This is a genomic window from Paenibacillus sp. GCM10027629, from assembly GCF_042676425.1.
Lineage (GTDB): Bacteria > Bacillota > Bacilli > Paenibacillales > Paenibacillaceae > Paenibacillus_K > Paenibacillus_K terrigena.
The window spans coordinates 633,820-654,884 of sequence record NZ_JBHTGZ010000003.1 but is presented as its reverse complement, the minus strand read 5'-3'; the positions used below and the strand labels follow the sequence as shown (position 1 = coordinate 654,884).

Genomic DNA, 21,065 nt, shown 5'->3' with positions numbered 1-21,065 from the left:
GTATCATAATTCATATGAAAAAATAAGCACAAAATGACTCCACACCGGGCGGCCTTAACTTCGAAGCCGATTCAAGTACTTTGCGAGGACCCCCAAAATCAACCATTCAATAAACAAAAAAATGCTCCTCTCGGAGCATTTTGGACGTCATCTTTCAACGTTCATCGGTTTGAATTATAACACTCCGTCGAACACCATCGCCGCAGGTCCCGTCATATACACATGATTGTCTGTCTCATTCCATTCAATATGCAAGTCGCCGCCTTTGAGCGAAATAACAGCTGTCCGGTCCGTTAATCCATTCAGCACCGAAGAGACGAGCGTCGCACAAGCACCTGTTCCACAAGCAAGCGTAGGTCCCGCACCGCGTTCCCATACACGCATATCCACATATTCCTTCGATTTCACGGTCGCGAACTCTACATTAATCTTCCGCGGGAAGAACGAATGCACCTCAAGCTTCGGCCCCCATGTCTCTAGATCGAAGTTCACGGCATCATCCACGTAGATGACACAATGCGGATTGCCCATGGATACCGCTGTAAAATGAAATGTCTGACCATTGACCTCAATCGGCTCATTCACCACTTGCTTCGCATCAATCGTCGTCGGCACGAGCTTGCCGTCAAGAATCGGCGCACCCATGTCTACACGAACACGTGAGACGGTATTCGTTACGGGATCCACTTCAAGCTGCAGCGGCTGAACGCCAGCGCCTAACGTTTCTATTGTAATATCATGCTGATCTGTCAGACCGCGATCATATACATATTTTGCAACACAACGAATAGCATTGCCGCATTGCTCTGCTTCAGTACCGTCGGAGTTCATAATTCGCATCCGGAAATCCGCCCGTTCAGAAGGCAGAATGTATACAAGTCCATCTGCCCCGATCCCGAAAAATCGATTACACGTCTCTATCGCAAGTTCTGATGCGTTGCTGGGAAGCTCCTGCTCCCCAGCAACGACAATAAAATCATTCCCAAGCCCATGCATTTTCGTGAATTTCATTCTATAGCACTCCTCTACTTCAACCATTTCCATAAGCATATCTTAGAGGCTGCGCCGAAGTGGATTCACTTTATGCACGAATGTTTGTACTTTTTATGAGCGGACTGCGTTTCTGTGTTGGCGTTGTCTTCCGCGGCTTACCGCCCGTTAATACACTGCCAATCCCCATGACGAACGTCGGCACGCCAGCGGCAACAAGGGTAATGGCCCAGTCTCTCAGATCCAGCGGCATTGTCTTGAACACGGGCTGCAGAGGTTCGATATAGAGCACAGCGAGCAGGAGAACAATCGATGATAACACAGCCAACACCAGATAACGATTCTGCAAAATATTGCGGTGGAAGATTGAGCGTGAACTGCGGCAGTCAAATACATGGATAAGCTGTGCCATGACGAGCGTTGCGAAAGCAACGGATTGCGCTTTGACGAGCTGCTCCGCGCTGTTCGGATCCACTCGCAGTGTCAACCAGAACGCAAGAAGTGTGAATACGCCGATCAAGATCCCGCGACTAATAATTTTCCACCCTAATCTTCTGGCAAAAATATTCTCTTTCGCACCACGCGGTTTCTGCTCCATCAAATCCTTCTCTGCCTGATCCACACCTAGCGCCATCGCTGGCAGTCCATCCGTCACGAGATTGACCCAAAGGATCTGAATCGGCACGAGTGGCAGCGGGAACCCGAGCATCATGGCGATGAACATCGTTAAGATCTCCCCGACATTCGATGCGAGCAAGTAGCGGATGAACTTACGAATATTCTCATAGATACCTCGGCCTTCCTCTATGGCAGCCACAATTGTCGAGAAGTTGTCATCACTAAGAATGAGCGCTGATGCTTCTTTCGATACGTCGGTTCCTGTGATCCCCATGGCAATTCCGATATCGGCCGCCTTGATCGCAGGCGCATCGTTCACGCCGTCGCCCGTCATCGCGACAACATGGCCTTTCCGCTGCAAGGACTTCACGATACGAAGCTTATGTTCAGGCGATACCCGAGCGTATACGTAGGTATCATCCACCTTCTGATCCAAATCATCATCAGACATATTCGCTAATTGCTGCCCTGTTAGAAGCAAGCCGCCGCGCTGAATAATACCCAGTTGATTCGCGATGGCCTCCGCTGTCGTCTGATGGTCACCCGTAATCATGACCGTCTTAATGCCTGCTCGGCGGCATTTGGAAATCGCATCACGAACTTCTTTCCTCGGCGGGTCAATCATCCCTGTTAATCCAACGAAAATCAAGTTGCACTCCGCATCATTTTCATTTGCAACTTCTTCATAAGACCTGACTTCACGGTAAGCCATCCCGAGTACACGGAGCGCTGACTTCGCCATGCCTTCATTCGCTGCGAGCACCTTCTGCCGAAGGGTTCCAGTGAACGGCACGACTTTTCCATCCCATAAAATATAAGCGCATTGTTCGAGCAGCATATCCGGTGCGCCTTTCGCATAAATCAACTGCCCGCCTTGATGCTTGAGCTGCACGGACATCCGTTTTCGTTCCGAATCGAATGGGAATTCACAGACCCGCTCATACATTCCGTATAAGGATTGCTGGGTCACGCCCGCCTTCGAAGCAAGGACGACCAGAGCACCTTCCGTTGGATCGCCTTTGATTTCCCACGTTGATGTGGATTCTTCCTTCACCTTTTTCTTCTGTTTCTCTGAACGATAAGCCTCTGCGAGGGACGCATTATTACAGAGCGCCGCGATCTGCATTAATCGGCGTAAAGTCTGATCATTTTTGAGATCGACTGCCTTATTATCCTCTAGTATATGACCAATCGGTTCATACCCTTCACCAGACACTTGCAGCAAGCGGCCTCCAAGCCACATATGCGTGACGGTCATTTTATTCTGGGTGAGCGTACCCGTCTTATCTGAACAAATGACGGAGGCACAACCTAAGGTCTCTACCGACGGAAGCTTACGGACAATCGCTTTGCGCTTAATCATACGTTGTACGCCAAGTGCCAGGGCGATCGTCACGATCGCTGGCAGCCCTTCTGGAATCGCAGCAACCGCCAAGCTAACCCCTGCAAGGAACATGCCGTAGGCCGGCTGACCATGCATAATGCCCGCAATCACGACCATCACCGTTAGACCCAAAGCAACGACAATCAATATTTTACCAAGCTGCTCCAGCCGATGCTGAAGCGGCGTCTCCATGCTCTCGGTTTGCTGAATCAGATCAGCGATTTTACCCATTTCGGTGTTCATTCCTGTACGCACTACGATCCCTCGGCCTGTACCCCGCGTGACCATCGTCCCCATGAATCCGAAGTTTCGCTGATCTCCAAGCGGAATACTCGCTTCATCAATCGGAGAAGCATGTTTACTGACTGGAACGGATTCCCCAGTTAATGCAGACTCTTCCACATCGCAGCTATTCGTCTCCGTCCAGCGAATATCCGCTGGAATCCGGTCTCCACTCTCAAGCAGAACCACATCGCCTGGCACCAGTTGATCTGCAGGAATCTGTATGACTTCGTTATCACGAAGCACATGCGCTGCCGGTGCGGATAGCTTCTTGAGCGCACGCAAGGAACGCTCCGCTCGAAATTCTTGGACAAAACCAAGAATCCCGTTAATGACAATGATCGCCACAATCGTGATCGCGTCCAAATATTCGCCGAGCAAGCCTGAAATCAGTGTGGCTCCCATTAGCACGAGCACCATGAAATCTTTGAACTGGTTCAAGAAGAGCGCAATCGGCGAGACTTTCTCCCCTTCCGACAACTCATTCGGCCCATGAATCTCCAGGCGTTTGTTCGCCTCAACCGAGGACAACCCACTGCTTCCATCCACACTTAATGCTTGTTGCAGCTCCTCTGTATTCATCTGGTGCCACATTTTCTGTTCCATGTCCCTTAATTCCCCTTCCGCGCCATAATCCAAGGACTCTCACTGCATGCGTAACTGCTTTTCCAGTCCTTTGAACAACCCTCTACTGTGGTAAATGTATTCAGACAAGCCAGAAATTATCCCACTTCCTATTAAGTTTTTCCGCAAAGTATGGCATCATAGAGAGGTACGATTGACTTCCTTGAGAATGAAACAAAGGAATAGAATGGAGAATGTATTATGGCATTAGACGGTATCGTTACACGTGCCATTGCATCGGAGTTATCCCGATGCATCGGTGGGCGTATTAATAAAATTTATCAACCAACGGAACGTGACTTAGTCCTGCAAATTCGTGCGCAGGGCGAAAATTTCAAACTGCTCTTATCCGCCAATCCTACATACCCTCGCGTGCAATTTAGCGATCAGCAATTTCTTAATCCGCAAGAAGCGCCGATGTTCTGTATGCTTATGCGCAAGTATTGTGAGAGCGGGATCATCGAATCTGTGGAACAAGTTGCATTCGAGCGCATTCTGCATATCACGATTCGGCAACGGAATGAGCTTGGTGATGAGTCGACGAAGAAGATCATTATTGAATTAATGGGTCGTCACAGCAACATTATCTTGGTCGATCCTACGACAGGTACAATGCTTGACGGCATCCATCATGTTACGCCTGCGATTAGCAGCTATCGGATTGTTATGCCAGGATTCGGGTACACGGAGCCGCCGCAACAGCATAAGCTGCATCCGTTAGAAGTCAAGGAAGCGGAATTCAAATCGGTTATGACTCTTGACCCTGTGGTCGACGAGTTGGAAGCATCTGTAGAGCGAAAAGGGACATCATCCTACGCTACGCGTCTCGTCGAACAATTCAGTGGGATTAGTCCACTCATTGGCCGCGAAATGGAATATCGCGCTTCACAGGCGGGCGAGGGTACAGAACTCGATGCACTATGGCAAGCTTTCTCGGCGATTATGAACGATGTTCGCGAGATGCATTTCAGTCCTTGCATAGCCGTAGATGCGAAAGGCAAGATGTTCTTCTCCGCCATTCCGCTGACATCGATCAGCGGTCAGCATCAGTCATTCCCATCGATTAGCGCTTGTATGGAAGCTTTCTATGGGGACAAAGCTGAACGTGATACCGTCAAGCAACGCGTCAGCGATCTCATTCGTTTCCTACAGAATGAGAAGAACAAGAACATCAAGAAGATTGATAAATTGCATGAGTCGATAGAAGAAGCCAAGGACGCTGACCAATATCGTGTTCAAGGGGAATTGTTATTTGCTTCCCTCCATGCCGTGGAGAAGGGAATGAAAGAAATTGAAGTCGTCAATTATTACGACGATAATCAAGAAGCCATTCGCATTCCACTGGATCCGCTGCTCGGCCCTTCCGAGAATGCACAGCGCTACCTTAAACGGTATAACAAATTTAAGAACAGCCTTGCAGTCATTGAAGAGCAGCTCAAGTTAGCGGCGAACGAAATTAAATATATGGAGCTTTTGCTGCAGCAACTTGAGCATGCTTCCTTACGTGATATCGATGAGATTCGAGAAGAATTAACCGAACAAGGGTACTTGAGGGATCGTTCGAAGAAAAAAGGCAAGAAGAAAAAGAACGATAAACCCACGGTACAGTGCTACACTTCTTCGGAAGGCATAGCGATCTATGTCGGCAAGAATAATATCCAGAACGAATATGTGACCAATCGGCTTGCAGGGCCGGGAGACACATGGCTGCATACCAAAGACATTCCAGGCTCCCATGTCGTCATTCGGAGCAGCGATTTCGGTGATTCGACCTTGGAAGAAGCAGCGATGCTCGCAGCGCACTACAGTCAAGCGAAGTCTTCCAGTATGGTGCCTGTCGATTATACATTAATAAGGCATGTACGGAAGCCAAGCGGTGCAAAGCCTGGATTCGTTATTTATGATCACCAGAAGACGCTATTCATTACACCCGATGAGGATAAGTTAAAGCAGCTGTCTTATGTATTGAAAAATAGCTAAATAAGCATAAAAAGAAGCTCCCACTCACTTTTTTCGAGGTTGTGGGAGCTTCTTTTTCATATAAAAAATCACGACATACTTCTGCGCTTACCCGCGGACGATTCACGGCCTGATACATGTCGAGGCAGGCGCTCGTACCCCAAATACCGTGTACCTTGATACTTGAGGGTGCCATGATCACCTTCTGCCAAGTGACCGAACTCTTGGCCGTCCACTTTGAATTCCATTCGTTCGCCGCTCTCTACTTCGAAGGTGATGTAATATGTTGTACTGGTCGCGTTATGGAAATGACCGTCATTCGTATCATGACGATGACTTACATGGGTACGTTTGCTGACAATTAGAGAGGCTACGTCTAAGACCGGCTGCTTATTGTTACTGCTCCATTGTGATACCCCTTTTGCAAGCGAAAAGATGATGATGACTGCAACAGCGCCAAAAATGAGTGAGATGAATGTCTCGAACATTCCAAATCCGCCCATCATCGCGTTAAAACCATCAAATCCCATATAAATCCCACCTTTCCATTCTCAAGCATCGAACCAACTTCAATATAGTGCGCTTAGCTTCTTGCTTGCTCGAGTGCTGCCAATACATTAGCAGAGATTCTGCGTCCGCCTAACTCACCATGAAACACGACGCCTTGTCTGGCGCCATGGAAATCAGAACCTGCGGTTACAATCAAATGATATTTCGCCGCCATTTGGAGGTATCGCTTCTCTTCTGCCTCCCCATGATCCGAATGATAGACCTCAATCCCCGCCATTAGCGCTTCTCGAATAATCTGCTCAACGAGTTCATCATCTCCATAGAGCCCCGGATGTGCAATGACCGGCGTTCCCCCGGCTTCACGGATCCATTCTGCAGCTGTCGATGGCGTGATTCTCGGTGGGCTTACATAGGCAGCACCACTGGACCCTAGGTAACGATCAAATGCTTCAGCCATATCCTTCACATATCCCTTGAGAACCAGTGTATCCGCGATGTGGGGACGACCAACCGTCTCATCCGGTGCGAGCGGCCTCCCAAGATTCGCGATGACTTCCTCCATCGTAATATTGATCCCAAGCTGCTGCAGCTTCGCGATCATCATGTCATTACGGCGATCTCTCGTCGCGCGAAGCTCTGCAAGTCGTCCCAAGAAAATCGGATCGTGATCATTGATGTAATAGCCTAGAATATGAATATCTTTTCCTTCAAGTACAGTGCTGATCTCTACACCAGGAACCACTGTCATTCCAATGCGTTCCCCTTCGCGTATCGCCTCCTCAATCCCCGCAACCGTATCATGATCTGTAATCGCTACGGCGGTAAGTCCTGCTGCTCTGGCCAGACGAACGTTCTCAGCTGGCGGCTGCATCCCGTCGGAAGCGGTTGTATGTGTATGTAAGTCTACGTATCCTTGCTGCATATTCACGGTGTCAACTCCCTTTCGAGGTAATTCAATAAGTTATCTTTTGATCAAGACGAAGTTCGAGAAACAACTAGGTCTAACGAACTATTTGTCCAATTGCTGCTCCTGAAGAAACGATAAGAACGTCACAGCCGATATCGGGAGCAAGGCTGATTTCAAATAAATGGAATAGAATTGGCGTTCAAAGGAACAATCCTCAATGTCGACAATCTTCACGAGCCCCAGTGTCACTTCATGCTTCACGGAAGAAGGCGAGATGATAGCAATGCCGAGACCCGCTTCGACCGCGGACTTAATGGCACCTGTGCTGCCAAGCTCCATGACGGCGCGAACAGACTGTATATCTATATTCTTACGCGCAAATTGCTCTTCCATGACTTGCCTTGTGCCAGATCCTTGCTCCCGCACAATAAAAGGATACTTAAGCACATCCTCGAGCGAGACCACAGAAGCTTCAGCAAGCGGATGATTTGCAGGAACAATCAGCTTTAATTCATCCTTCATCACCGCTTCGATATGCATGTCAGGGTGCTGTACAGGCGCTTCAATCAATCCAAAATTTAATTGATGGTTCGCAATCTCTTCTAGAATTTGCGCTGTATTCATGACTTTCATACTAATCGCAATATTCGGATACTGCTGACCAAATGGCCCTAGCATGCGAGGCAGTACATATTCGCCGATCGTTAAGCTTGCACCAAGCTGAAGTCGCCCTTGAAGCATATGCGTGAACTTGGACATCGCCATATCGGTGTCCCGAATCAACTCGATACTTCTACGAGCAAATGGCATCAGTGCGCGGCCCGCTTCGGACAGCTCGATCCGCTTCGTAGAACGATTGAACAGCTTCGTACCGAAATACTCTTCCAGCGATTGCACTTGCATGGTCACGGCTGGCTGCGTCATATGTAAGGCTTGCGCGGCAGCAGAGAAGCTGCCCTTCTCGGAAACGGTATAAAAGATATGTAGCTGATGAAAATTCAATGCAATCACCCTCCCGAGTTCACATCATTCGTAGACGAATTACCATCATTATACCAGATCAGGTGCGATAACTTTCCTATTCCTGTACAAAAAAAAGCACACCGCATCAAGCGGCATGCTTAAATAACTCTTATTACTTTCTTTTGCGGCTATTCTTAATCAATGTCATTCGGCGTGAATGCCGCAACCAAGAATAATACGTTTTCAAATCTCGAAGCTCCATGGTCTCCGACATTCGACCAAGGAATGTAACAATAATCATCTTATGAAGTGGATTACCCGCGATATCAATCTCATTCTCAAGAATCGGAAATTCTGCTACGACAACAAGATCATCATCAATTAGATAGACATCTTCTTCATTCCGATAGTACGGCTGGATCCGATTTTGTTTAAGGCATTCCCATAAAAACATTGCAATATCATCATAACCTGTCTTCTCATGCTCAACCCGCTCTGCCCAGCGAAATTTGGCATGATTCGTTATGACCACATCGGCCACTTTCTTATCACCCAAGGTGACATAGAAAGGCTCGTATGTGCTGTATCGTTCCATCACCTTATCTCTCATTGGGCATCACTCTCCAGGTTAGATAGGTCTTTATATCTAAGCATTTATACCCACTATATTACATTAATGCACTATTTTTCTCAAGCCCTATTTACAAGTGTATGCCTATGAGACTAGAGGTTATAGAATTTCGCCTTATCCGGACCATTACTACTATATTCGGTCTTTATTTCATTCCGGTAGGACCTTTCAATCCTCTTCACAAAAGCAAGCCTGCGAATATTCTTGACCGTTTCTTCCGCACGTTCCGAATTAACGTACATCACAACATAGTGCATTCGACGTGAAATATAATGAACCGTTCCATACTTCTCTAAATTCCTTGCTGCTTTTACATCGCTAACCCAGATAATATAACCAGTACGTTCCGCAAACATGTTCGCTAACCCCTCTTCTCCCGATCATCCGCCACAACCGCAGCTGCCACCACTGCCGCATCCGCCGCCTTTTGGATTTGGATCATTACTTGGCACTTTAATGGTCTCAGAGACAGAATGGGCAATAAGCTTCGAGATATTATAGAGCATATCATCTAAGCGTTGTTCCAATTCCTTAAAGCGTCTTACTTCCTCAATCGCATCCATCTTTGCTTCGACAGCTTTTACAGCGTCTTTCGCTTCATGATAATTCGGATGGAAACGACCAAATCTTTGGGTTTCTTCAAAAAGCTCCTTCTTCTTATCGAACTCCCGTAGTAGAAGCTTCACTTCCTCGTTCTGCTCAACCTTCTGCTTCCAATATATATATTCAGCCACGTCGGCAGAACCATTAATCATATCGCCTAATTCATAGGCGTTACATAGCAGAGAGGCCATGTCAATCGTATTGATCTCAGATACGCTCATGAATTTCAACTTCTTTCTATTAAATTTATCGCTCTTCTCTATCATACCATGAAATAGTCTGCAATGAACCTTAAATTTAGTTTATTGTTGGTAGGATGAGTTGAATTTGATCCCATGCATCACTAGAGACCTCCTGGACGCCGCTATCTGCTTGTCCAACGATAAAACCCTTGAGATTCCACGCCCCCCCGGAAGACCTAACTTGAAGCGGCAGCACGATAATCGATCCTGTCTTATTGCCAAGTTTGATGTGCGTCTGCCATGCTATAGCACGTTCGATGATCTCTGTCATCGTTGACGTATGATATGCACGTAATTGTTGCAGCCACATCGGAGAAATTCGGGCAATTTCCGGGAAGAGATCTTCCCGTGTAGGCAGAGATATGTCTAATTCATAATATTGAACCGTCTGCTGTGTGTAGATAAATCCTTGGCTTGATGTCTGGAACCCTTCAGCGTCCTTATTACCCGCAGATACTTCTGCAGTAGCATTCACACTTGCATCATATCGAGCGAATCCAATCTTTGTCTCACCACTAACCGTTGATTCCATCTGCCTTCTTGGCGTAACCCCAGCTTTATCAAGCACTGACCGAAGTGTGTCGACTTGATCTCTTGGAACAATAAAATCGTAGGCGCCAATCGGTGTAATCTGTGGCAAGATCTGTGCCATGCCTCGGATTCGTTCAACCACTTCGGCATCAACACATCGCAGCAGCACAACTTCTGATAAATAGACTCTGCCATACTGCTGACGCCAGTGATCTAATGTAGCTTTGACGGATTCCGGAATACCCGACAAGGACTTTTGTTCTAGAAAATCAATCATATCCTGTAAAGTACGGCCTTGATCAACAGCACGCATATAACTATCTTTCGTTAGCCGATATACAGCAACTTGGTCCGAACGTATCAAATCCGCACAGCATTCTAGTTCCCATCGGGTAAGGAAAGGGACATCCGGTGGAACAATAATCTCCAGATCAGGCTGGACATAGAACCCTTTCATCTGTGTGCTCTGTTCTTCCCGTTCCTCTTCACCATCAGTAGGAGTTAACTCCAGACCTGAATTTATGGTATAGCGAAAGAACCGTTCTCCATCCAATGTCGTACCGAGCTCTACCCAACCGAAAGCACAGAGGACGGACAGCCACACTTGGATCAGATCTTCAATATCCTGTTCAGAGGTGTGTTCAGGGCTTTTCACGTCTATTCGATGCATAACAAGCCACGAGGATATTGATCTTACCGTGTACCAGACCCCCTGTTCATGCGGCGCACTCGCAATAGCATACATGCATTGTTGAATCCATCGCTCTGGAAAAGGTTGAACGGTAAGCCAGATCTGCCAAAGCCGCTGCTGCATCGTTATCCGATTCTGCGACAGCCAAGGATATAACATATCATGATTAAGCTCGTAAGCCTCTGGCGTTTTACGTAGAAGTCCGAATCGAAACCCAAAATCAAGCACCAATGCGATCGAAGAAGGTAATGTCTCTGGATTAGGGTACTGCAAGTAAAGCGGAACCAGATCACGAACTGTAATCTGGAGTGAAGACAGCATTTTCTGTATATGCTTCTTATGCATTGTACCTTTTGCCGTTAGAGGAGCACCGATCTTAGCAATCGTAGCAAGCAAGTAAAATAACTCGTATTCAAGCCCTCTGCCTGCTTCATGGGTAACGGTGAGATCAGATGTTTCGATTGAAGCAGCCTGCAGCTGCAGCGGCATTCGAAGATGCTGCAACGGAGCGTATAAATCCGAAGGAATAAAAAACAATTGATCTCCCCATGCCTTACGAACCGTATATACCAGCCCACGCTGTCGTAGTTCATAGATGCCAACGCGTAGAGCGGCTCCGCTCATACTCGCCCCTCCGTGCTTCAGAAGCTGAGGCAGTTCGAATGACTGCATGCCAAAATGCCTCATAATAAAATCCAGCGCCTCAAGGCCGACATGCGTGAGCTGATCTAATAACAATGACAAAGCGGCATGATTATGGGCAGCCTCCAACGCTTGTCGGTACGTATGCTGATCTGCTTCCGATAATTTGGACGCAATCTCCTGCGTATTCAAGTTGCTGCCGCCTCCTTCGTCACGTTGGATATATTCCGAATGTCATACCGATACCCTTGCTCAACAAGGAACAATTGCCGCTTAAGTGCGAAATCTTGCTCCTTGGTATCACGCGATACAACGGTGTAGAAATAAGCGGTATTGTCTCCTGCTTTGGGCCGCAGAATACGTCCTAAGCGCTGTGCTTCTTCCTGTCTTGATCCGTAGCTTCCAGACACTTGAATCGCGACGGCAGCATCAGGCAAATCGACAGCGAAGTTCGCAATCTTAGAGACGACGAGCAGCGGAATCTCTCCACGCTTAAACCCATCGTAGAGCTCCTGACGCTTTGCTTGCGGCGTCGTGCCTGTCATAATCGGTGCCTGAAGCTCTGCTGCAATAGCCGCGAGTTGATCCAAGTATTGACCAATGATCAATGTTGGTTTCCCTTCATGCTGATCGAGCAGACTGCGGATGACATCCATCTTGGCAGGATTCTCTCCCGCAATTCGGAATTTACTCTTCGCATCCGCTCGCCAGTATAATTCTAGATTCGGCGCAAAGAGAGGTACGCGGATCTCACAGCAGTTCACCGTCGCGATCCACCCTTGCTGCTCTAGCTCCTTCCATGGCAGCTCATATCGCTTCGGACCAATGAGTGAGAATACGTCCTTCTCGCATCCATCCTCACGTACCAAGGTAGCTGTCAATCCAAGTCTGCGTGTTGCTTGAATTTCAGCTGTTGCTCGAAATACTGGCGCTGGGAGCAAATGCACTTCATCGTAGACAATAAGCCCCCAATCCCGTTCTTGGAACAATTGCATATGTACAAATGGATCTGCTTTCTGCTTCCGATGTGTCAAGATTTGATAGGTCGCAATCGTTACAGGCTTGACTACTTTACAGGAGCCCGAATACTCGCCAATATCATCTTCCGTGAGCGACGTCTTGCTCATGATCTCCGCTTTCCACTGCCGCACAGACGTTACATTCGTCGTTAGTATAAGCGTCTCGCATTGGAATTGCTCCATGACCGCCATCCCTACGACCGTCTTACCAGCCCCGCAAGGAAGCACAACAACGCCACTGCCTCCATATCCTCCACCATCTTCTCCCTTAAAAGCCTGTACCGCTTGTTCTTGGTAGGGTCGCAGCGCAAAAGGACGGCTCGGACCTCGCCCCCTATTGAATTCAAATGGCAGCGACTTGCCTTCATGGAACCCTATTGCATCTAAGACGGGATAGCCCAGACGCGTCAACTCCTGCTTCATTAGGCCACGGGTATGCCCCTTGAGCAGAACTGTCTTGACGTCTAACCGCGCATCGATATAAGACTGAATACTTCGCTCCTCTATGAATTCATCGATGATCGTCTCATTCATCGCACAGAGCTGTAATTCTTCGCCCTGCAATTCAAGCTTTAAGTTGCCGTATCTCCCCATCCAGAGCTTAATTTGCTGCTGTACTTTCGCTGGGACATCCCATTTGGCGAACCGCATTAGTTCTTGAATCACGGCTTCGGATGTCATGCCTGCTGAAGCGGCATTCCATAAAGAAAGTGTGGTAATTCGATATGTATGAATATTCGCAGGGCTCTTGAGCAGCTCTGCAACATGGAATAACAGTTCTTTCGCTTCCTGCGATGATGGGTGCTCCGTCTCTAAGAGCACGGTTAAATCCGATTGGACAATACACGGTCGATTTGTCTGATCTAGCATTAATCGAGCCCTCCTTCCGAACACATGTCGTCATTGCTCCATGACAACCTCAACGAATGAAAAACGGCTTGCAGCGCAAGCCGTATCCCATTCATTATCTCATATTCGTCAATATTTTTTCCAATTAAGCATTCATTCATTCATCATTGCATCTGCTGCGAGGTGTATTAACAATTTGGCTGCCGTATACATCGCCTGCTCATCAAAATCAAATCGCGGATGGTGATGCGGATAATGCATGCCCTTCTCCTCGTTCCCCGCACCGACCAGAATGAAGCATCCTGGGACACGCTGCAAATAATAAGCAAAATCTTCAGCAGGCATCATTTTCGGCGCTTCAATCGTCTGTTCTTCGCCGAACAAATGCATCGCAATGCGTTGGTACCGCGCTGTCTCTGCCGCATCATTCACTAACGTCGGATAGCCCATTAAGTAGTTCAGATGGACATCTGCACCGTACATCGCACAGGTCTGCTCAACAATCGTCTCAATCCGACGTTTGATCAAACTGCGTGTTTCTTGATTGAAGGTTCTAGCCGTCCCCATGATCGAACATCGTTCTGCGATAATATTCTGCATCGTTCCCGCTTGCATCGATCCCACCGTAACAACAGCCGAATCCAGCGGGTCCACCGAACGGCTTACGATTGTCTGAAGGTTCATGATAAGGGCTGCTCCTACGAGCACACTGTCAACGGTCACATGTGGGACACCGCCATGCCCGCCTCGCCCTTCAATATCAATGAAGAATTCATCCGCTGCCGCCCAGAGGGGACCTGCAACACTCGCCGTCTTACCGACAGAAATCGGAGTCCAGAGATGTACGCCATAAATAATATCGACACCCTCAAGTACACCCGCTTCGATCATTTGGATCGCGCCGCCGGGGCAGGTCTCTTCAGCAGGTTGGAAAATAAATCGAAGCTCACCACGGATCATGTCCCGATGCTGGCTGAAGTAATTCGCAATCCCGAGTAGTATGGACGTATGTCCATCATGACCGCAAGCATGCATCACACCCGGTACCGTCGAAGCATAGTCACAAGTCTTCTCGTCTTGAATCGGTAGAGCATCCATATCTGCCCGCAGCGCTATGGTCTTTCCCGGAAAATCCCCTCGAAGCGTGCCAACAACCCCATGTCCACCTACCCCAGTCTTTACCTCAATTCCCCATGTTCGCAATCGATCTGCAACGAATTGTGCTGTTTTGGCTTCTTTATAGGAAAGTTCAGGGTTCTTATGCAAATATCTACGCCACTCCACCATAGATGAAAAGATATCCAACAATACATCTTCACGAAATTTCATCTCCATGCAAGTTTCCCCTCCCCTTGATTTGTTAACTACTATCCCATGATTTTCATGTATATTTCTATCATTTTCCTCAATTCCGAACAGATTGTCTACCTAAATTTCACAAAAAGTTCATAACCATTTTCACCCAACTCTCGGGAGGGAAGGCTTGCGTATCATTAGGAAACATACTATCATGAATATTGAATATGGAGGCTTAGTCAATTTAAGGAGGATATATAACGATGATATTTGAAAATACAGGCTTAATCGGTCTCAAAAGCGACTTGGCCTATTTAGATGAAACAGCAGAAAAATTAGGATTTGTTCGTTGGCAATGGGAATACACACGCGCTACATACGATTACAAGATGGAAGATAAAAAAAATAATAAAGAATATTACTTACGTATCAATACACGCGCAATCGAAGGCAAACTTGAGAACCCGGATGCGATTCTTGCCATTGAAGCGGTGTATATGGGCATAACAACCTTCCCGCATGGTCTAGACTATGAAACACCAATCCCTGCGTCGTTCGTCAGTGCGGCCGAACAGAAAATCGAGCAGCTTAAACGTAACCTCGAAGCTTAATCGGACGGGCAGATGAGAGATAAAGAATCTCAAACAAAACGACGGGGTACGCCGGATTTTCAGTTATTAATTCTCACGGTTCTGCTTGTTGGTTTCGGACTCGTTATGGTCTTTAGTGCCAGCTCCAGCATTGCAGTCATCAATAAGAACTTCAATTACGATTCCTTATACTTTGTCAAGAAGCAAATGATGTGGGCAGGTCTTGGGTTTATCGCAATGATGATTGCCATGAATATACGATATGAGAAATATAAGAAGCTGTTTATTCCGTTCTTCATACTGACAATTATATTACTCGCACTTGTACCATACGTCGGTGAGAGCCGTAACGGGGCTCGCAGTTGGTTTGGGATCGGTTCACTCGGTATACAGCCGACAGAACTTGCCAAGATTACAACAATCTTATATCTTGCGGCCCTCATCTCGAAGAAGGGTGAGACGTTCCGCGATTTCAAAAAAGGCTTTTTTCCCGTCATGCTGATCGTCGGCTTCGTCGCAGGACTCATCATGCTGCAGCCGGATTTAGGCTCCTGTATGATCCTGGTCGCTTGTTCGGGCATCATCATTATTGCAGGTGGGGCGAATTTGAAGCATATATTCGCCTGTATAGCTGTCCTTGTCGTTGGAGCCAGTATCGTCTTGGGGATCAACTTCCTCATTAACGGAGGCTCGGGTGGCGGGTATCGCGTAGGGCGGATTACCTCCTTCCTTGACCCTTGGCAAGATCCACAAGGGACAGGCTTCCACTTGGTTAATTCACTCAAGGCATTAGGGCATGGGGGATTAACAGGAGCAGGCTTTGGACAGAGTATTCAGAAGCTGCATTATCTTCCGTATCCGTACAATGATTTTATTTTTGCTGTCATTGGCGAAGAACTGGGGTTTATCGGTAGTGCGATATTTTTACTCTTCTACCTTTACTTTATCTGGCGGGGCTTGATAGTCTCCTTACGTTGTCCAGATCGCTACGGAACACTCGTAGGTGTCGGCATTATGGGGCTATTCGCTGTTCAGACTTTCATTAACATCGGTGGGGTAACTCAGACCATACCGATCACGGGCGTTACGCTGCCATTAATCAGCTATGGGGGGTCCTCCCTCTTCATGATGCTCGGCAGTATTGGAATTTTGCTCAGCATCTCCCGAGAAGCCAATCGGCCTTCGGATACGACGACCAAAGTCACGAAGAACCGCCGCATAACGCTTTAAGAGGTTGTTCAAAAAGTCACGCTAACAACAATAAAGACTCCGAGAGGTCGTATCTCTTCGGAGTCTTTTCAGGTTATGTCGTCATCACTACTATCCGTAGTCGTCTTCATATGTGTCTCGTGGACTGAGTCATTTCAGCTTCTGAGTCTCTTCCTTCAATTGCTGCTCTTCCTCTTGGAACGTAACCCCTTCCACCTTCACATTCACTTCTACGACATGAAGGCCGGTCATATTCTCTACCGCTTCGCGCACGTTCTGTTGAAGATCACGGCATACTTGGTGGATCATGGAGCCATACACCACGATAACTCGCAGATCAATCGCTGCTTCCAGCTGACCTACTTCTACGATGACACCTTTCTGAGCATTTTTCCCCGTTAATCGCTTCGCCCAGCCTTCCGAGATCCCACCCGACATCGCACTAATACCTGGGGTCTCCAAAGCTGCAAGCCCCGCAATTGTAGATACAACATCATCAGAAATTCGAATAACGCCAGATTGTGCTAGTTCTTCTGTCATGGACTTGTCCTCTCCTTTCAATAGCCATAATAACAATAGTTTAATGCCTTTGATGATCGAAAGCAAATAAGTGCACCTCGAGACATTTACTTCAAGAAAAAATTGGTTTATAGTTAGAGAAAAAATTATCGAGGTGTGGAAAGTTTGAAACAGAAGTTATTTTATGGTGCGTTGATCATCACATTTATATTGAGCGGGCTTGCTCATTATACCGGGATGAATGCAACCACTCAATTTATTATCTCGGCGATTTCAATTATCTTCGTCGCGGGATTCCTCGGTAAAGCTACTGAGAGTGTTGCTCATTATGCAGGACAGCGGCTTGGTGGATTTCTGAATGCGACCTTCGGGAATGCAGCAGAACTTATCATTGCCATTTTCCTAATCAAAGAAGGTTTGTTCGATATGGTGAAAGCCAGCTTGACTGGGGCCATCATCGGGAACCTACTGCTCGTCCTAGGACTTAGTCTTTTTGCTGGCGGACTCAAATTCAAAGAGCAGAAATTCAATGTATCGCTAGCTGGACATAATGGAACTCTCATGCTCATGGCAGTTGCGGCCTTGTTCATACCAGCGATGTTCGCTGGCACCAAGGTGATCACTCCTGCAGAGACGAATACGCTCAGCTTAATCGTCGCAGGCGTGCTGATTGTAGCATACATATTCTGGTTATACTTCTCTATGGTCACGCATAAGAATGTCTTGTCTGATCAAGAGGAGATGGAACCCGATCACCATGAAGAACCCGCTTGGTCCAAATCCAATTCGATTCTTTTCCTTGTTATAGCGACTGTCATGGTAGCGTTAGTGAGTGAATGGCTTGTTGGAACCTTACATGAATTTTCGGCCAAATTCGGCTTCACAGAGCTCTTCCTTGGTGCATTCGTCATTGCGATCGTTGGTAATGCGGCAGAACATAGTGCAGCTGTCATGATGGCGCTTAAGAACAAGATTGGCACATCGGTCGAGATTGCTGTCGGCAGCAGCCTTCAGATCGCGCTATTCGTTGCTCCTGTCCTCGTATTCGTCAGCTTCCTCTTCGGAAACCCGATGGATTTCGTCTTCACCACGATTGAGCTCGTCGCGATTGGCGTATCTGTCATTATTGCCAAATCCATCACGCAGGACGGAAAGACCAACTGGTACGAAGGTTTCCTGCTCTTACTGGTCTATATCATCCTTGGCGTTGCCTTCTTCCTCGTCTAGGTCATACTCTGTAAATAAAAAAAAGGTAGCTTTCCATGATGGAAGCTACCCTTTTACATTTAACGCCTCGTATAAGACCGCTAAGTTCCGCTCAAGCTTGCTGAGAATCTCTTTACCTACTGCTTCCTCAATCAGGCCAGCACGAACAGCAAAATCAACCTCACGCGAGAATCCATACATTTGCGTATCAAGCACTTCCTCATACAGAGGACACTTGCGGGTTGCCAGATTCTCCATCTGAACTTCAATAAGTTTCTCGATTTTATCTGCATCTCCCTGAAGCAGAGACAAAGCTTTTAGATTCAATTGTTCCATGAAATCTGATGAAGACAAGTAACTCCCCCCTCTATGCCCGAAAATCAATATACTGCTAATCCTAATATTAAGCGATTATGAGCTATTACACAAGAAAATATAGAAAAAAAGCGCCCCTCATTACGGAAGGCACGCTTTCTTCATGAACATGTCACAATTAGACAACGGCTACTTGCAAACCGTGTTTCTCGAATACTTCTTTCATTGCTGCTCTTGCTTCTTCTTCATCCGGACCGTGGACGTGAAGTTCGTAGGCATGACTATTCACAAGTGTTGTGAAAAGGCCGAGAATACTTTTGACGTCGATATACTTGTGCTCTGCTTGTAGTACGATCGATGAACGGAATTTACTTGCTGTTTGAGAAATCTCTACGATAGCTGTGTTGTTGTTAGACATGGGAACGACCTCCGTCTAGTACGAATTTTTATACAATTTCATGATACATTGATCCTCTGTGTAAACGCAACCACTAAATTTACAAGCTGTTATTTCAAGTTCTCTGGATTGAGCGGTTCCAGCTCAGGAATCACGAAAATTCCGTCTTTACGGATCAGAACGTCGTCAAAATAAATCTCTCCGCCACCATACTCTGGACGCTGAATTAACACCAAATCCCAGTGAACCGCGGAACGGTTACCGTTATCTGCGACGTCATACGCTTGACCCGGCGTGAAGTGCAAGCTGCCCGCGATCTTCTCATCGAATAGAATATCTTTCATTGGCGTCAAGATATATGGATTGAATCCAATTGCGAATTCACCAATGTAGCGCGAGCCTTCATCCGTATCGAGAATCGAATTTAACTTCGCTGTGTCATTCGACTTCGCTTCAACGATCTTCCCGTTCTCGAAGCGGAAGAATACATTCTCGAAAGAAATCCCGTTGTACACCGTCGGTGTATTGTATTGAAGCGTTCCGTTAACGGAATCACGAACTGGCGCTGTGTACACTTCACCATCTGGAATATTCTTCTGACCCGAGCATTTCTCAGCACCGATATCTTTGATTGAGAAAGTCAAATCAGTTCCTGGCGATACGATACGAACTTTGTCCGTCTTCAGCATCAGTGCTTGAAGTGCATCTTGCGCACGATCCATCTTCGCATAGTCGAGGTTACATACATTGAAATAGAAATCCTCGAAAGCCTCCGTGCTCGTATTCGCAAGTTGTGCCATGGCTGCATTCGGATAACGTAATACGACCCATTTCGTTCTTTTCACGCGCTCCTCGGAATGAATCGGATGGCTGTAAATGGAGTTGTAGAGTTTCAAATTATTCTCCGGTACATCCGAAAGATCATTCACGTTCTCTCCCGCACGAATACCGATATAGCAATCCATCTTCTGCATCCGAGCAAGGTCGTACTCCATCCATGTTTTCAGATGTTCTTCATTGGTGTTCATCAGCATAGCGCGAAGCACTGTACGATCCGTTAGCTCAACGAATGGATGTCCACCACGTTTTGCTACTTCTTCGATGATGCATTTTAATAAGTCGCGCTCTGTACCGATCATTTCAATCAGTACATTCTCACCTGGTTGTACATCAACAGAATAGCCCACCAAGTTCTGAGCTAATTTCTCCATTCTCACATCTCTCATCTTCGTAAACCTCCCCTTAATATCACCTTACAGCAGGTATTATGTATAGATTTATTGCATGCAGTTATTGTACCATGGTCAAATCTAAACGTAAATTCATTGGTAGCCATCAAATTGGGATTCGGTCACTACAACCTCTTCGCGTTTCACGCCATCCTCGTGATAGTTCGTTTTTGACTTGGAGTAAAGCTTTGCTGGGAGAAGTGTTGAACGATTAATCCATAGTGTATATGACGAATTAACTTGCATATCATTCGTCATTTTATGTAATTTATTGTAACCATTAGAGATAATTTGACCAAGCTCTGATTGAAGATTTGAACGATCACGCAATGATAAAGAGTGAACGTTCTGAACTTGAATTTTCCGTTCATCTAGTTTACGCATTTCATCATTTAAATTCTGGATCAATAGCTTCTTTCCTGCTTCAGGTGCCAAAGTCATCCGCATAACGATGTGCGTTCGATTCGATGCATAGGGATCAATCTCCATCGATTTCGAGAGATTCTTAATCTCTTCAAGCTGCTTCAGCGGATTCCAGCGATCTGCAAAAGAAGTCTCTTGCTTGTTCGCCATCGACATCTGGAATCCTTGCAGCTGATGTGCTGTTACCTTTCCATGATACATAATGGGTTCTCGAATAAGGGCTTGATTGTTCCCATAGATCACGGATTTACCACGAAACGTAAAATTATCAGTACCCGATAGACCAGATAGTGCCATTTGGTACAATTCATTCGGATCCTTCTTGGACTCAATGGAAAAACACCCCATCATACTCACCAGTAAACACGCAGAAAAAAAATAAGCTAGCCCACGTAACCATCGATCCCACACCCAACCTCTAGACACTTCTTTACGC

Annotated in this window: 20 protein-coding genes; 4 read left to right on the top strand and 16 right to left on the bottom strand. The window is 46.8% G+C overall.

Annotated features, from left to right (window positions below):
• Positions 1-174 precede the first annotated feature (174 nt).
• A complete protein-coding gene (gene dapF, locus ACFQZR_RS03480; protein WP_379342886.1) occupies positions 175-1,011 on the bottom strand; it encodes a diaminopimelate epimerase in 837 nt (278 codons plus the stop codon).
• A gap of 70 nt (positions 1,012-1,081) precedes the next feature.
• Positions 1,082-3,880: a calcium-translocating P-type ATPase, SERCA-type gene (locus ACFQZR_RS03475; RefSeq protein ID WP_379342884.1), complete on the bottom strand. Its 2,799-nt coding sequence runs from the start codon at positions 3,878-3,880 to the stop codon at positions 1,082-1,084.
• Between the two features lie 219 nt (positions 3,881-4,099).
• Here ACFQZR_RS03475 and ACFQZR_RS03470 point away from each other — a divergent pair, with 219 nt between their 5' ends.
• Positions 4,100-5,878 carry an Rqc2 family fibronectin-binding protein gene (locus ACFQZR_RS03470; protein WP_379342882.1) on the top strand — a complete coding sequence of 593 codons (1,779 nt, stop codon included), beginning with the start codon at positions 4,100-4,102 and terminating at the stop codon, positions 5,876-5,878.
• A gap of 68 nt (positions 5,879-5,946) precedes the next feature.
• On the opposite strand, the gene ACFQZR_RS03465 is transcribed toward ACFQZR_RS03470, so the two are convergent.
• The 9 genes from ACFQZR_RS03465 to ACFQZR_RS03425 form a co-directional block, all read right to left on the bottom strand.
• Positions 5,947-6,387 carry a DUF2500 domain-containing protein gene (locus tag ACFQZR_RS03465; RefSeq protein ID WP_379342880.1) on the bottom strand — a complete coding sequence of 147 codons (441 nt, stop codon included), beginning with the start codon at positions 6,385-6,387 and terminating at the stop codon, positions 5,947-5,949.
• A 53-nt stretch (positions 6,388-6,440) separates the two neighbouring features.
• On the bottom strand, positions 6,441-7,289 hold the full coding sequence (locus tag ACFQZR_RS03460) for a PHP domain-containing protein (RefSeq protein WP_379343789.1): 849 nt from the start codon (positions 7,287-7,289) through the stop codon (positions 6,441-6,443).
• Between the two features lie 87 nt (positions 7,290-7,376).
• Complete coding sequence (locus ACFQZR_RS03455) at positions 7,377-8,282, bottom strand: selenium metabolism-associated LysR family transcriptional regulator (protein WP_379343787.1); 906 nt, start codon at positions 8,280-8,282, stop codon at positions 7,377-7,379.
• A 127-nt stretch (positions 8,283-8,409) separates the two neighbouring features.
• The gene (locus ACFQZR_RS03450) at positions 8,410-8,847 is read right to left on the bottom strand and encodes a hypothetical protein (RefSeq protein WP_018756556.1); all 438 of its coding nucleotides are present in this window, start codon (positions 8,845-8,847) and stop codon (positions 8,410-8,412) included.
• 113 nt (positions 8,848-8,960) lie between these two features.
• Positions 8,961-9,224 (bottom strand): YlbG family protein, encoded by a 264-nt coding sequence (locus tag ACFQZR_RS03445; RefSeq protein WP_018756557.1) that lies wholly within the window; start codon positions 9,222-9,224, stop codon positions 8,961-8,963.
• 24 nt (positions 9,225-9,248) lie between these two features.
• Positions 9,249-9,692 (bottom strand): YlbF/YmcA family competence regulator, encoded by a 444-nt coding sequence (locus ACFQZR_RS03440; RefSeq protein WP_018756558.1) that lies wholly within the window; start codon positions 9,690-9,692, stop codon positions 9,249-9,251.
• Between the two features lie 76 nt (positions 9,693-9,768).
• Complete coding sequence (locus ACFQZR_RS03435; protein WP_379342877.1) at positions 9,769-11,769, bottom strand: helicase-associated domain-containing protein; 2,001 nt, start codon at positions 11,767-11,769, stop codon at positions 9,769-9,771.
• Positions 11,766-13,466 (bottom strand): DNA repair helicase XPB, encoded by a 1,701-nt coding sequence (locus ACFQZR_RS03430; protein WP_379342875.1) that lies wholly within the window; start codon positions 13,464-13,466, stop codon positions 11,766-11,768. Before ACFQZR_RS03430 ends, ACFQZR_RS03435 begins: the two co-directional genes overlap by 4 nt.
• A 132-nt stretch (positions 13,467-13,598) precedes the next feature.
• Positions 13,599-14,780: an amidohydrolase gene (locus ACFQZR_RS03425; protein WP_379342873.1), complete on the bottom strand. Its 1,182-nt coding sequence runs from the start codon at positions 14,778-14,780 to the stop codon at positions 13,599-13,601.
• Between the two features lie 224 nt (positions 14,781-15,004).
• On the opposite strand from ACFQZR_RS03425, the gene ACFQZR_RS03420 reads away from it, so the two are divergent.
• Together ACFQZR_RS03420 and ftsW are read left to right on the top strand one after the other, a co-directional pair.
• On the top strand, positions 15,005-15,352 hold the full coding sequence (locus tag ACFQZR_RS03420; protein ID WP_018756562.1) for a YugN family protein: 348 nt from the start codon (positions 15,005-15,007) through the stop codon (positions 15,350-15,352).
• Between the two features lie 12 nt (positions 15,353-15,364).
• On the top strand, positions 15,365-16,561 hold the full coding sequence (ftsW, locus tag ACFQZR_RS03415) for a putative lipid II flippase FtsW (RefSeq protein WP_379342870.1): 1,197 nt from the start codon (positions 15,365-15,367) through the stop codon (positions 16,559-16,561).
• Positions 16,562-16,690: 129 nt separating this feature from the next.
• On the opposite strand, the gene ACFQZR_RS03410 is transcribed toward ftsW, so the two are convergent.
• Positions 16,691-17,080 carry an Asp23/Gls24 family envelope stress response protein gene (locus ACFQZR_RS03410; RefSeq protein ID WP_026263877.1) on the bottom strand — a complete coding sequence of 130 codons (390 nt, stop codon included), beginning with the start codon at positions 17,078-17,080 and terminating at the stop codon, positions 16,691-16,693.
• Between the two features lie 144 nt (positions 17,081-17,224).
• Between ACFQZR_RS03410 and cax the strand changes: the two genes are divergently transcribed.
• Positions 17,225-18,286, top strand: coding sequence for a calcium/proton exchanger (gene cax, locus ACFQZR_RS03405; protein ID WP_379342868.1), 1,062 nt, complete (start codon positions 17,225-17,227; stop codon positions 18,284-18,286).
• Positions 18,287-18,331: 45 nt separating this feature from the next.
• Here the strand turns inward: cax and ACFQZR_RS03400 are convergent, their stop codons facing one another.
• The 4 genes from ACFQZR_RS03400 to ACFQZR_RS03385 all read right to left on the bottom strand — a co-directional run bounded on the left by ACFQZR_RS03400 (position 18,332) and on the right by ACFQZR_RS03385 (position 21,055).
• On the bottom strand, positions 18,332-18,619 hold the full coding sequence (locus tag ACFQZR_RS03400) for an Fpa/YlaN family protein (protein WP_018756566.1): 288 nt from the start codon (positions 18,617-18,619) through the stop codon (positions 18,332-18,334).
• A gap of 139 nt (positions 18,620-18,758) precedes the next feature.
• The gene (locus ACFQZR_RS03395) at positions 18,759-18,998 is read right to left on the bottom strand and encodes an HPr family phosphocarrier protein (protein WP_314584242.1); all 240 of its coding nucleotides are present in this window, start codon (positions 18,996-18,998) and stop codon (positions 18,759-18,761) included.
• An 89-nt stretch (positions 18,999-19,087) separates the two neighbouring features.
• Positions 19,088-20,203 carry an aminopeptidase gene (locus tag ACFQZR_RS03390; RefSeq protein WP_379342864.1) on the bottom strand — a complete coding sequence of 372 codons (1,116 nt, stop codon included), beginning with the start codon at positions 20,201-20,203 and terminating at the stop codon, positions 19,088-19,090.
• A 96-nt stretch (positions 20,204-20,299) separates the two neighbouring features.
• Complete coding sequence (locus ACFQZR_RS03385; protein ID WP_379342862.1) at positions 20,300-21,055, bottom strand: hypothetical protein; 756 nt, start codon at positions 21,053-21,055, stop codon at positions 20,300-20,302.
• Positions 21,056-21,065: the final 10 nt, after the last annotated feature.

Bases quoted from the DNA above. Each gene is read 5' to 3' on its own strand.
- dapF (WP_379342886.1), bottom strand. From the start codon at position 1,011: ATGAAATTCACGAAAATGCATGGGCTTGGGAATGATTTTATTGTCGTT.
- ACFQZR_RS03475 (WP_379342884.1), bottom strand. From the start codon at position 3,880: ATGGAACAGAAAATGTGGCACCAGATGAATACAGAGGAGCTGCAACAA.
- ACFQZR_RS03470 (WP_379342882.1), top strand. From the start codon at position 4,100: ATGGCATTAGACGGTATCGTTACACGTGCCATTGCATCGGAGTTATCC.
- ACFQZR_RS03465 (WP_379342880.1), bottom strand. From the start codon at position 6,387: ATGGGATTTGATGGTTTTAACGCGATGATGGGCGGATTTGGAATGTTC.
- ACFQZR_RS03460 (WP_379343789.1), bottom strand. From the start codon at position 7,289: ATGCAGCAAGGATACGTAGACTTACATACACATACAACCGCTTCCGAC.
- ACFQZR_RS03450 (WP_018756556.1), bottom strand. From the start codon at position 8,847: ATGAGAGATAAGGTGATGGAACGATACAGCACATACGAGCCTTTCTAT.
- ACFQZR_RS03445 (WP_018756557.1), bottom strand. From the start codon at position 9,224: ATGTTTGCGGAACGTACTGGTTATATTATCTGGGTTAGCGATGTAAAA.
- ACFQZR_RS03440 (WP_018756558.1), bottom strand. From the start codon at position 9,692: ATGAGCGTATCTGAGATCAATACGATTGACATGGCCTCTCTGCTATGT.
- ACFQZR_RS03430 (WP_379342875.1), bottom strand. From the start codon at position 13,466: ATGCTAGATCAGACAAATCGACCGTGTATTGTCCAATCGGATTTAACC.
- ACFQZR_RS03425 (WP_379342873.1), bottom strand. From the start codon at position 14,780: ATGGAGATGAAATTTCGTGAAGATGTATTGTTGGATATCTTTTCATCT.
- ACFQZR_RS03420 (WP_018756562.1), top strand. From the start codon at position 15,005: ATGATATTTGAAAATACAGGCTTAATCGGTCTCAAAAGCGACTTGGCC.
- ftsW (WP_379342870.1), top strand. From the start codon at position 15,365: ATGAGAGATAAAGAATCTCAAACAAAACGACGGGGTACGCCGGATTTT.
- ACFQZR_RS03410 (WP_026263877.1), bottom strand. From the start codon at position 17,080: ATGACAGAAGAACTAGCACAATCTGGCGTTATTCGAATTTCTGATGAT.
- ACFQZR_RS03395 (WP_314584242.1), bottom strand. From the start codon at position 18,998: ATGTCTAACAACAACACAGCTATCGTAGAGATTTCTCAAACAGCAAGT.
- ACFQZR_RS03390 (WP_379342864.1), bottom strand. From the start codon at position 20,203: ATGAGAGATGTGAGAATGGAGAAATTAGCTCAGAACTTGGTGGGCTAT.